The 12,067-nt window shown below is 65.4% G+C and carries 8 protein-coding genes; 3 read left to right on the top strand and 5 right to left on the bottom strand.

The annotated features are described in order from the left end of the window. Window positions 1–3 precede the first annotated feature (3 nt). Together VN634_16215 and VN634_16210 are read right to left on the bottom strand one after the other, a co-directional pair. Window positions 4–633, bottom strand: coding sequence for a class I SAM-dependent methyltransferase (locus VN634_16215; protein HXC52428.1), 630 nt, complete (start codon window positions 631–633; stop codon window positions 4–6). Window positions 634–661: 28 nt separating this feature from the next. Beyond that, the gene (locus tag VN634_16210; protein ID HXC52427.1) at window positions 662–4,063 is read right to left on the bottom strand and encodes an AAA family ATPase; all 3,402 of its coding nucleotides are present in this window, start codon (window positions 4,061–4,063) and stop codon (window positions 662–664) included. A 129-nt stretch (window positions 4,064–4,192) separates the two neighbouring features. On the opposite strand from VN634_16210, the gene VN634_16205 reads away from it, so the two are divergent. Together VN634_16205 and VN634_16200 are read left to right on the top strand one after the other, a co-directional pair. Continuing rightward, window positions 4,193–5,935, top strand: coding sequence for a lipoxygenase family protein (locus tag VN634_16205; GenBank protein ID HXC52426.1), 1,743 nt, complete (start codon window positions 4,193–4,195; stop codon window positions 5,933–5,935). Between the two features lie 77 nt (window positions 5,936–6,012). Next, window positions 6,013–6,303 (top strand): VF530 family protein, encoded by a 291-nt coding sequence (locus VN634_16200; GenBank protein HXC52425.1) that lies wholly within the window; start codon window positions 6,013–6,015, stop codon window positions 6,301–6,303. A 15-nt stretch (window positions 6,304–6,318) separates the two neighbouring features. Here VN634_16200 and VN634_16195 read toward each other — a convergent pair whose 3' ends face one another. Both VN634_16195 and VN634_16190 read right to left on the bottom strand, forming a co-directional pair. Further along, window positions 6,319–7,764 carry an amidohydrolase family protein gene (locus VN634_16195; protein HXC52424.1) on the bottom strand — a complete coding sequence of 482 codons (1,446 nt, stop codon included), beginning with the start codon at window positions 7,762–7,764 and terminating at the stop codon, window positions 6,319–6,321. A 76-nt stretch (window positions 7,765–7,840) separates the two neighbouring features. Then, the gene (locus VN634_16190) at window positions 7,841–9,154 is read right to left on the bottom strand and encodes a hypothetical protein (GenBank protein ID HXC52423.1); all 1,314 of its coding nucleotides are present in this window, start codon (window positions 9,152–9,154) and stop codon (window positions 7,841–7,843) included. Between the two features lie 46 nt (window positions 9,155–9,200). Between VN634_16190 and VN634_16185 the strand changes: the two genes are divergently transcribed. Then, a complete protein-coding gene (locus tag VN634_16185; protein HXC52422.1) occupies window positions 9,201–11,075 on the top strand; it encodes a glycoside hydrolase domain-containing protein in 1,875 nt (624 codons plus the stop codon). Between the two features lie 45 nt (window positions 11,076–11,120). Here the strand turns inward: VN634_16185 and VN634_16180 are convergent, their stop codons facing one another. Continuing rightward, a complete protein-coding gene (locus tag VN634_16180; protein HXC52421.1) occupies window positions 11,121–11,954 on the bottom strand; it encodes an SUMF1/EgtB/PvdO family nonheme iron enzyme in 834 nt (277 codons plus the stop codon). Window positions 11,955–12,067: the final 113 nt, after the last annotated feature.

The following is a 12,067-nucleotide window of genomic DNA, read 5'->3' as shown; positions in this document are numbered from 1 at the left end:
CGCTCAGGCTGCGGCGTTCCGCTTTGCGACAGCGAGCATGGACGAACGCCGCGAACCTGCGTGAAGGACCACCAGATCGAGGATCGACAGGCCGCCATGCTCCAGGGCTCGCCGGAAATCCACTTCGTACGTGACGTTTCCGAAATCGATCGTGGTGACGAAACGCAGAAGAGGTTTGACGGCCTCGACGATCCTTGCGCGCCGGTGCTCGAACGTCTGCGTGAAGTAGACACGGCCGCCGTCGACGAGGAGCGAAGCCACGTGGCGAAGCGCTGCGGGCGGATCGTCGAGCAGCATGAAGCTGCCGCTGAAATACACCGCGTCGTACGGCCCGCCGTCGTGATCGAAGACCGATTCGAGCCGCGCGTCGACGCGGCGTTCGAGGCCGCGATCCCGGACCGCGTCGCGACATCGGTCGATGTAGGCAGCGTCGATGTCGATCCCCGTGATCTCGAGCTGCTCGTCCTCGATGACGGCAGCATGCGACAGCAGCGCCGTGCCGGTGCCGATGCCGACATCGAGCAGGCGAGAACCGCGAGGCAGCCGCTCGAGCACCGCTCCGTACCAATCCGCCGTCATCGCTGCGACTGCAGCGTCGTACACCGCAGATCGCAGCCAGCGCCGTACGTTCATCCGGACCACGTCATCGGTGGGAGTCGGTTCAGATCGATGGCCGCGGCTTGGCAAGCAGCCGCGGCTGCCTCGTTGCCGCAAGTCGGCGGGTCATGGACGGCGAAATCTCCTGCACGCGACTCAGCTCTGCGATCAGAGCATCGCACGTCCGAATGTCGGGTTCGCCCAATCCGCCGGCGAAATCCGCACGCACGCGCAGCAGAAGCGAAAGCGCCTCGTGGCGGCGCGCGGACTGCGACAGCAATCCTGCGAGATCGATCGTGGCTCGCAGCTGCCAGGACAACGCGCCCTGCGACGCGGCGACGGCGATCGCGTGTCGCAGATCCGCTTCGACTTCTTCGGAGCGGATGCCGGCCGCTTTGCGAAGAAGCGCACGAATGCGGAACGCTTCGGCCTCGCACTGCCGTTCGCCGGTGTTCTCGACGAGAGCGATGGCGCGGCCGATTTCCACGAGCCCTTCCTCGTTGCGACCAGCGTCGCCACAGGCCTGGGCTCGCAGGCAGTGCCAGAACGGCATGATCAGCGTGCTCGCGGTGGCCGTGAAGCGTTCGAAGCCGGCTTCGAGGCGTTCCCGTCCGCCGGTGTGATTGCCGAGCGAGACCGTCGCGGACCCTTCTAGGATCTCGCTGATCGCGAGGAACACCGCGAGTGTACGCTTGCCGGAAACCTCGATCCCGTCTCTCGCAAGGGCGAGGCAACGATCGGCGTCACCACGCAGGCGCTGCAGCCACGCGGCAAACGACAGCGCGTAGCCGATGCTGAATGGATGAGTGATCTCGCGGGCCAGCGCGATGGCATCGGCAGCGGCCGACTTTGCGCCGTCGACATCGCCCAGCGTCCAGCGGGCGAGCATCAGATGCGCGAGCGCCGCAGCGCGGGGATCCTGGCCGAAGATGAGGCAATGCTCCGCGTCGCGCTCGGGATCGAAGAGCGCGAGAGCGCGCTCGAGCCGGCGGCGGCTCTGCTCGAGCTCGCCGACGTAGAAATGGGTGATCCCGGCCGTGACGTCCGCTTCGAGCAGCAGCGAGTCGTTGTGATCGCGTTCGGCAAGCGCAGTCATGTCGCGGGCGATCGCGGCCGCTTCCTCGTGACGGGCCCGCACGCAATGGATGGTCCACAGGCCGAACATCACGGGAAACAGTGCGGGCGGATCTCCGAGCTGGCGGCACAGCTCACGCGCGCGCCCATACGCCCTCTCCATCGACGGATCGGCATATCCACGGCTCGCCATCAGCGCGGGGCCGAGGACGAGCTGCAGGTTGAGCTCTGACGAGAGCCTGACAGGCTCCCTGGCAATCGTTCCGACGATCGCAAGACCGGCCTCCGCGTATGCAATGGCTTCCACGGTAGCTGAGCTCTCGAGCGCGCGTTTCCCTGCTCTCGTCCAGTAGTCGACGGCTTCGATCGGCCTGCGCGCTTCCGTGTAGTGCCGTGCGATGATCTCGGGCCGCGTGGACACGACCTCCGGAAAGTTCCGGACCAGCTCGCCGGCGATCCTGTCGTGGTACAGGCGCCGCTCCGCGCGAAGAAGCGACTGGTAGGCAGCATCCTGAATCAGCGCATGCTTGAAAATCAGGATGCGCTGCGACGGCAGCTCGTGAGTGAACAGGATTCCCGCCCGGATCAGGCGCTCGATGGATGCCTGCAGCGCGGGCTCCGACATGAGGCTCACGCGCTCGAGCAGCGAAAGCGGAATCTCGCGTCCGATCACCGCCGCGAGCTGCGCCGTTTTCTTGGCCACTCCGAGCAGATCGAGGCGTGCCATCAGCAGGTCCTGCAGTGTGTCGGGAATGACCGGCGCACGACGAGTCGCTGTCGCACCGTCGGATGCGGAGCCGGCGGAACCATCCGCTTCCCGCTGGACCATCTCGACGATCATCTTCGCCAGCTCTTCGACGTACAACGGGATACCGTCGGCGCGCTCGATGATCGCTTCGGTTGCTTCGCTCGTCAGTGCGTCCTGATGCGCAAGGCGAACGAGCTCGCGCGACGTATCCTTCGGCAGGCGCTCGAGTGTGATCAGCGCGACGTCGGAGTACGGCGACCACGGCGACTCGAAATCCGGACGCGCCGTCATCAGCACGAGGATGCGGGAATCCGGATCCTGCTCCAGCAGGCGCTGCAGGAACTCGATGGTGGACGGATCGCACCAGTGCAGGTCTTCGACGAGCAGTACGACCGGCTGGGTACGCGCCAGCGTGAGTGTCCAGTTCACGAACGTCTGGATCGTGCGCGCGCGTGCTTCGGGGTCGACGTTTCCGGTTGCCGTCTCGCTCGCGAGCCCGACCAGCGGCGCGACGTTTGCATAGAGCTCATCAGCGTCCATGCCGTCGCGCGCAGCCCTGCGCCGGATCTTGGCCTGCTTCTCCTCGCGGCCGTCGTTCTCGGAGAGCTCGAGACCTTGCCGGATCAGCTCCATGATCGGCTCGAACGCGGCGTGCTTGGTGTAATCCATCGCGCGGCATTCGAGCCAGGTGTGGGGCTGATCGGCGAGCTGCTGCTGGAACGTCAGCACGAGACGGGACTTTCCGATCCCTGCCTCGCCGACGACGAGGACCGCACGGCCGCCGCCGTCCTCGATGCTTTCCCAATGCTCGCGCAGCAGACCGACCTCGCGATCACGTCCGACGAACGGCGTGAGCTTCTCGGCAGCTTTCAGCCGGCTGCGCACTCCGCTCGGAGCGGTCACCGAATACACCCGCGGCGGGTTGTCGACGCCTCTCAGCTCGAAGACGCCGAGATCCGCAGTGACGAACTCGCCCGCCGTAAGCCTGCGAACCGCGTCGCTGATGACGATGCCATTCGGCGCGGCCACTGCCTGGATGCGCGCGGCGACGTTGGCCGGCGTTCCGATCGCCGTGGTCTCGCGGTGCAGCTCGTGCTCGATTTTCTCGACGACGGTCAGACCCGTGTGAATTCCGACACGAACGGCAAGCGACCCGACCCCGAGACCCGCCGTCCGGTCACGCAGCGCCTTGAGACCCTCGACGATCGCGAGACCCGCGCGCACCGCGCGCGACGGGCCATCCTCATAGGCGACGGGAAATCCGAAGTAGGCGATGACGCCATCGCCCTGAAACTGCGCCACGTAACCTGAGTAGCGGGTGATAGCGGCCCGGGCCGTGTACCGGAAAAGCCCCATCGCCTGGTGCCAATCCTCGGGATCGACCCGCGCGGACAACCGCGTCGAATCGACGAGGTCGCAGAACAGAACCGTCAGATGACGGCGCTCGATGCTGCGGCCGGACCCGAGGCCGTACGCTTCGGGCGCTTCGGCAACGACCGGCTGAGTCGGGGAACTAATGAATCTTGCAGAGGAAACGGAAGACGGCGAAGCGGGCGAGCGAGTGTCGAGCAGCGGGCTTCCGCATTCTATGCAGAAGCGGGATCCCGCAGGATACTCACGCAGGCACGGGTCGCAGTGAGGCAAGCCACTCCTCCTCTATAAAAACGACACAATTTCGTTCCTCACGACTTAAATCAATCCGGCAGGTGGGTAGCATCGCGGCACTTTCCCGGCCGCATTTTCCAGGCCGTACGCTCCAGGGAGGACTACCCAATGCCCGGTGACGGATACGCAAGCTTTCTCGAATACCTCACACAACAGCACCTGAGCCTCGCCGGCTACGATCCGGGCGATTTTCTGTACGGGCACAATGGCCCGTGTCCGCAGATCGCCCGCGACCATCCTTTCGGCCAGGTGCCGGAGATCCTCGACATCCCGGAGCAGGAAACCATCGAGTGGGACAAGCACGTCCGCAGCTACTACCGCAGCGAAGGTTTCATGCTCGAGCTCGGCGAGGCGCGGATCTGGAGACGCAGGCGGTGGGCCGAAAGCGGCGGCCACGGATATGCGGAAGTGCCGGACGCCATGTTCCTGGAGCTGATGACCGAAGGGCTCTACAGCAAGTTTCTCTGCCATACCCTCGACGCGCAGGACCGCGCACGCTTCGCGGCCATCCTCCAGGAAGACCCGGGCGCGGACTACTGGAAGTCCGACTACTCGTGCATGGCGGCGATCAGGAAGACCCGCGACGCGGAGAACTACGTCGCACCGACGGTCGTGCTGATGAAACAGACCGCGTCGCGCAAGTTCGAGGTCGTCGCCATCGACCTGCGGTACTGGGACGGCAACGACTACGAGTACATCGACGCACCGCTGAAACCCGCGAATACCGATGCATGGCGCCTCGCGAAGTACTTCGTCCTGCAGGGCGCCATTCATCGCATCAACCTGATCGACCACGGCAAGGTCCATTTCCCGTGCGACGTGGTCAACGCGATCACCAAGACCGCACTGCCGACGCGACATCTCGTGCACCAGCTGCTGATGCCGCATTTCTTTCTCACGCTTCCGGTCAACAACGCCGTGCTGGAAGGTGAAAAGTCGCTGATCAGCCGCAACGGAACGTATCCGTACAGCCCATTCGCGGCGGAAAAACGCGAAGTGCGAAGGCTTCTTTCTCTCGGCTGGTACGGCTGGCGTTACTACTGGAGCGGCGACAATGCTTCGTATCCGCCCTACAGCTTCACGGTCGGCCCGCCGGACCTTCCGTCCGTGTACGGCGACTACATGAAGACCTGCTACGCGCCGATCTACGAATTCGTGCGCGAGATCGTCGAGCTGCTGCCGGACAAAGCCACCGCGGCGGACTGGATCGAGATCCAGAGCTGGGCTGCGCAGATCTCCGGCTGGCTTCCGGGTTTTCCAGAGTGGTCGGAGTTCAACTTCGACGACGCCGGGCGGGAGAAATCACTGGATACGCTCGCCAAAGTGCTGGCCACGATCATTCACAACGCAGCGGTGGTGCATTCCTGCGACCACGCTTCGCTGCACTGGATGATCCAGAACAGACCGGTGCCGTTCATCCTGAGGGTGCCGCCGCCGCACAACGCGACCGACAAGGCCGTGATCTCCGATACGCTGAAGCAAAGCTTTGACGGGTTGTTCGACTTCATCTCGAAAACGTTCCTGGACTCGGAGACGCCGATGAAGCCGTGGACGACGGGGCACGAAACGATCCTGTGCCATCCCGAAGATCTCGAGAGCACCTGCTGGGCGGACCTGCTGTTCTACCGCGCGCACAACACCACGCTGCTGATCGACTGCGAATACGAGTTCAAGGATGACAAGGCCAAGGCCGCGGTCGTCCGATTCCGCGAGGCGCTGGCGTTCGTGAGCGATGCACAGAAGGAACTCGTCAAGGATTACCACTTGCCGTGGATCAATCCCGCCGACGGCGGCGACGTCAGCGACAAATTCAAGAAGAGGCACTGCATCGGCGCCGGGATTCAATACTGAGCGTACGCGCGACCGGATAAGGCGGGTCGCTGGAGCGAGACGGTCGCTCCGGGCAACATGCCCGGAGCGATACCTCGATGGACGAAACTCAGCCCAACAATCCGCTGCACGGGATCAGCCTGAAGACGATCATGGAAGAGCTCGTCGAGCGCCACGGCTGGACGGGCCTCGCGCAGCGCTTCAGCATCCGATGTTTCTCGGAGAATCCGAGCATCGCGTCGAGCCTGAAATTCCTGCGCAGGACCGAATGGGCTCGCCAGAAAGTGGAGCGCTTCTATCTCGAGGACTGTCAGGCCATCGAGCGCAATCGAAAGCGCAACCAGCGCCGCGCAGCGATGCGCGCGGCCCGCGTCGAGCCCGAAGAATAACCTCGGCTCGACCGTTCAGGCCGGCGGCCAGGCGCCGGCAAGATTCTGCTTCGCCAGTTTTTCGAACGCGTCGTACGACGCGCGCTGCCCGGCCCGCGACGGAAAGTCCGGCGTCGACCGGCGAATGCCAGCAAGAATTCGTGCAGCCGATTCCTCGGCGCGCCCCATCAACGCCGGCACGTCGACACCGAGGAGCACTCCATCCTTCTTGACGGCTTTGCCCGCAACGAAGACATCGCGCACGTCGTGTGCCGTCGCCTGGAACACGACGCTCCCGGCAGGCTCGACGCACGGCCGGAACGCCATCGAATCCGCACCGCCGAGAACGATGATGTCGGCCTGTTTTCCGGGCCGAAGCGAACCGATGCGGTCGTCGAGACCGCACGCCTCCGCGCCGTAGAGAGTCGCCCAGCGAAGAGCTTCCTTCGATGTGACGCTGAGCTTTTCCGGCATCGCGCCGGAGCGATGGATCGTGTCGTTGTCGCCGAATCGCGCGGTAGCGATCGCAAGCCGCATTTGCGTGAACAGGTCTCCGGAGTTCAGCGAGATGATGTCGCAGCTGAGCGTCGGATGAATTCGGTGCCGCAGGCACTCTGCGACCATCGGCCGGCCCATTCCCATGTTCAGCTCGGTCTCCGGTGAGATCGAAACCCGCGCGCCTGCTCTCGCGAGCATCTTCCACTCGGATTCGTCGAGCGTGTTGCAGTGGACGTGGACCTGATCGCCGGCCAGCAGTCCGTGCGCATCCATTTCCCTGACGCCCATCGTCATCACCGAACCCCACTGACAGCCCGTGTGAAGCACCATCCGCGCGTCGAGGCGGCGTGTCGCTTCCACTTCCATGACTGTCGCGGCCCACGGGATCGTTGCAACTTCCGTAAGCGCAGAGCCGATCGTGACGAGGCCGTCGCTGGTGCCGTAGCGGCGAAGCACGCGCTCGAAGTCGGCAAGCCTCGTTTCGTGAGTCGGAAAATCCGTCGTGCCACGGCTCGGTGCAAAAAAGCCGTAACAATGGAGCGCGCGAATTCCCGCATCCTGCAGGCCTCTGACCGCCGCGTCGGCATGGTCGGGCGTGTTGTTGCAGTGCGAGAAGTCGAGAATGGTCGTCACGCCCGACCGGAGTGCTTCGACGGCACCGAGGTAGTTTCCGATGTAGACGTCTTCGGCAGTGTAAGCCGGGGAGATCGCGAGACGCATGCCGAGGAAATAATCGTTCAGCGTCCAGTCCGCGCAGATGCCGCGCATCTGCGTCTGCCACGTATGACGGTGGGTATCGACGAGGCCCGGCATCACGACGGCACCGCGCGCATCGACGACGATCGCGTCGGCCGCGTCGATCGAAGGCCCGATGGCCGCGATCGAGCGGTCTTCGATCAGTACGTCGCCGACCGGCAGGTCACCGATCGTATCGTCCATCGTGATCACGTGGCCGCCGCGGAGAACGGTGCGCTGAGGATTCATTGGCGGCACTCTATCGAAGTCGCGCGTCCGGCAAACTCGCCGGTGCGCGCTCGGAGCACCGTATCGGAATGCACGCTCAATTCGCGCGTGCGGCGAGAAGCCGTTCGTAGTAGCGGCGGGTCACGGTGCCGCTGCCGGGGTTTCCCATCAGATGCACGGGGTCGGCGACGATCTCCATCACTTCGAAACCGTCGGCTCCGAGATCGCGGTAGCCGCGGAAGTATTCGTCGCGAAGTCCGAGGATATGACCGAATTCGTGGGCCAGGACGTGCCGGTCGATGTCGCCGGGGCCGAGGAAGATCGTGCCCTGCTCCGCGTGGGTCGTGCCGGCGCCCGTCGTCAGCCGCGCACCGCCGGTCGGAAACAGCGCAGCATGCGCCGCAAGGTCGATATGGTCGCCCCGCTGCGGCGGAGTGCAGCGCTTCTCGGTGCTGCGCTCGCACCCGGCCTGGGCGCGATACAGGTGCTCGACGTTGACGGGCACGAGCACCAGCTCGACGCGGAACTCTTCGCCGCCGGCCCGCAGATGCCAGATGTCCTCGACCGCGTGCCGGAACTCCGCAAGGAAACCGGCGTCGTCGATGTCGGTGTACATGCGCACCTGAACGGTCGAGCGGTGTCGCTGGTGACTCACGTGCACGTACGCCGGAATGGCGATGCGATCGAGCTCCTGCTGGATCTCTTTCGTGTCGGCGGATGCGCGCTCGCGCAGAACCCGCTCGATCCGCGAACGAGGCTGCGAACGGTCGATTCCGGCAAGCGTTGCCGTCGCGCGCGCAAACGCAGCGTCGTCGCCGGTCGCAAGCGCATCGGCGATCTGCTGCCGCTCGACAACGAGATCGTGGAAGCGGGTCGCGCGGTCGTATGCCGCTCTGCGAAGCGCAATTTCGGACTGCCACTCGCGGTTGTAGCGTATGTGCTCACCGATATTGCGCTGCGCAGCGGTGAGGTCGGGATAGCGATCGGCGATTCGTGCGAGTGCCTCGCGTTGCTCCTTCCCGCGCAGAGAACCGGCGTGCTCGAGATCTGTACGTAGAGCGTCGAGATTCTTTGTCGCGTCCGCGATCTTCTGCTGTGTCCACGGCCAGCTGTAGCGGAGCGATCGGGCCGGCACCGGCGTTGCCGGCGCAGTCGCCGCCGGTGGAAGAACGTGGGGAAGCAAGCCATAGCCGTAGACCGACGGCGCCGGCGGAGCCTCTTTCAGCCTGGCGTACAGGTCGGGAGCGCGGGTCTTCACGGTCGCCGATAGCTCGTCGTAGAAGCTCTGCAGCCGCGAATCGTACTGGCGGCTGAGAGCCTCGACCTCGTCACCGCGCCGCATCCAAGCCGGCGGCGCGTCGGCGATGCAGACGTCAGCTGCAACGATGCCGACGCAAAGTGCCACGGCCACGGCGGATAGCGTGAACCACCGATGTCGAAGGCGAAATCTCACTGCGATGTCTCTACTGTCCGTCCCCATGGTTCTTCGGCGGCTCGTCGTCCTTACCGTGCTGGTCCTTGCGGCTGTCGTTGCGGTGATGGTCGTCGACCTCGGTCCGGTCACCGTCACGCGCAACGTTTATCGACGGGTGCTGAAAATCGCCGACCAGCGCAACCGCTGGCTCGAGCCCGCCGGCAAGTTGCCGCACGAGGACTCGTCGGTCACGGCCGCCGACATGGATCGAGGCTTCTATGTGTTCACGCGCTCGATCCTGGAGCGAGTGCTTCCGTCGTCGATCGCCGACGCCGCCGGGCGTCCCGCTCGTATCCGTCTCGAGGCGGCCTGGAACCAGTACGAAGCCGCGCAGATCGGCGTCCGGGCGCTTCACGATCTCGACGCGCTGACCATCCGAGTATCCGATCTGCATGATGCGGACGGGCACGTCCTGGCGGCCTCGTCTGTCGACATCCGGATGGAACGATTCTACGCGCTTCCGCTTTCGATCCGGGTGCACAACCGCTTCGGCGTGGTTCCGAAGACGCTCGAACCGGCCGTTGCGATCCGCGCGACAGCGGCGACGACGAGACCGTACTGGCTCACGGTGCACGTGCCGGATCGGCAGGCGGGCGGCCTGTATCGCGGCACCGTCACTGCCAGTGACTCGCAGCATGCGGACAGCGTTCCGATCGAAGTGGACGTGCTTGCCGGGACGCTCGACGAAGCCCCGCTGCTGCTCGGCCCGCTCAGCCTGCCCGTGCTGCGCAACTTCCCGCATGCGCGCGGACGCCGTGCAGAGCAGATCCTCGACCACGCCGACATCATCTTTCGCGACGTGCGCGAGCACGGCATGACCACGCTCAGCCTGTGGTCGGGGCGCGTCGTGCGTCGCGACGACGGCCGCCTGGTGCTTCCCGATCTTGACGAAGCGATTCGCCTCTATGCGCGCTACGGATTCCCGCGCCCGCTCATCTACGCACCGGTCAACCTGCTCAGCACCAACAAGCTCGGACGCTCGTCGACGTATCGGCACTACGACCGCTCCGTCGCCGTGCCGCTCGCGCGCGAAATCGCTTCTGTCTACGGACGTCGCGCGGCCGAAGCCGGCCTTCCCGGCCTGATCCTCGATCCGATCGAAGAGCCCAACTACGCGCTCGGCGTCGATCGTCACGATGCACCGGATCTGCGGCAGCGCATCGCCACCGAGCTCCTCGCGGCCGTCAAGCAAGGCGGCGGGACGACTGCAATGACGTGTACGCCGGAGACCGCCGCGGTCGGCGCGGGGAACCTCGACTACTGGCTGGTCGCATTCAAGCGCTTCACGCCGGGCGTTTACGAGAAAGCACGACGCGCCGGTGCGCACACTGCGATGTACGCGAACTCGACGCTGACCGGCAACGGAACGTCGTTCAGCCGGTTTTTCTTCGGGTACTACCCGTGGGCGAACCGCCTCGACGGAATGACGGCGTGGACGTATCCGATGACGCCCAAGCGCTTTCCGGTCAACATGGATGCCAAGCGCGCCGAGGGGCCTCTCGACGTTCGCGAAGGGTTTCTCGGCTCGGACGGAAGGCCGGTCCCGGTCATCCAGTGGGAGCTCGCGCGCGAAGGCGTCGACGACCTGCGCTATCTGACAACGCTCGAACGCCTTCGCGCAGAGCATTGTCCGGCCGGGGCGGCGGTTGCCGCTTCCGACGCCGACCCGTGTACGCGCGCCGGCGAGTTCCTCGAATCGGTGCGCTCCGCCGTCGCGCGCGATCCGCACCGATACACGTTCGAAGACCCGCGCACGCTCGAGCCCATTGCTGCGTTCCAGTGGACCGCGGACGACTTCGCAGCGCGGCGGCATCGCAGCTTCGAGCTGGTGCGCGAGCTCTCCGCTCTCGACCGGTGAGCGCGCGGCGAAGCGGCAACGTCTCTACGCGATCTTTCGAAAGCGTCATCGCACGCAGCGGAATCCGAGGTTGCCGCTCGAGTGGTACGGCTGCGCAGCGCCGAAGACCGCGAGCGGACCGGCCAGAGCGCCGCTCGAGAACCAGCCGCCGCGGATCACGACGCCCGGACCGGTCTTGTCCTCGCTGGCGCCGGCCAGGCACATCTCGTCGTTGCTGAAGCTGCCCCACGTCGGACAGGTGGTGGACGCGGGCGCCCAGTCTGCGGTCCACTCCGCCACGTTTCCGACCATGTCGAACGCTCCGCGCGCCGAAACGCAGGCCGCGCGCTCGCCTCCACGCGTCCTCGTGCCGCTCGTGCTGTTGCAGTCGAGCACGCCGTCGTCCGGACCCGGATCCGGCGTGCCGTCGGCGGCGACCTGCCACTCCGCGCTCGTCGGCAATCGTTTGCCGGAGTTCGCGCATGCCTCGCCCGCCTGGAACCACGTGATCTGCGCGGACGGGATCTCCGACGGAAGGCTTACGGCGTAGATGTCGTCGGCACATTGCTGTCCGTCGTCACGGCAGTCACCGTAGTCATCTCCTGCCGTGCCGAGCTCGACGGCGCCGGCTGCGACGAGATCGGCGCGGGTCGCCTCACCTCGCTGAATCGACCGCACGAGCAGCGTGTTTGCGGTGGTCGGATCGGGCACGCGCCAGACGCTCGCTTCGTAGAGATCCACGCACACGGTGCCGGCAATCACCGCATCCGCATTGCATCGCTTGAGCGCGGCGCGGTGAGCGTGAACCGTGGTGACCGTGGTGAGCGTAGCTGCGATGCCGACCGCGAGCGTGGCGAGGATCCCGATCGCAGGGCGAAGCTTTTGCGCAAGACGTGTCATGCAGGTTCCTCCCGAGCGGCTGTTGTACGGGGTGGCGGACGCACGCGCTTGGAGACTTCGTGGAGAACATCTGGAGATTCCGGACCGGTGAGGCCGGCCGCCGGCCTCACCGG

This window comes from Candidatus Limnocylindrales bacterium, assembly GCA_035571835.1.
GTDB lineage: Bacteria > Desulfobacterota > Binatia > UBA1149 > CAITLU01 > DATNBU01.
Note: the sequence above shows the minus strand (reverse complement) of the source record. Positions and strands in the feature narration are given on the sequence as shown.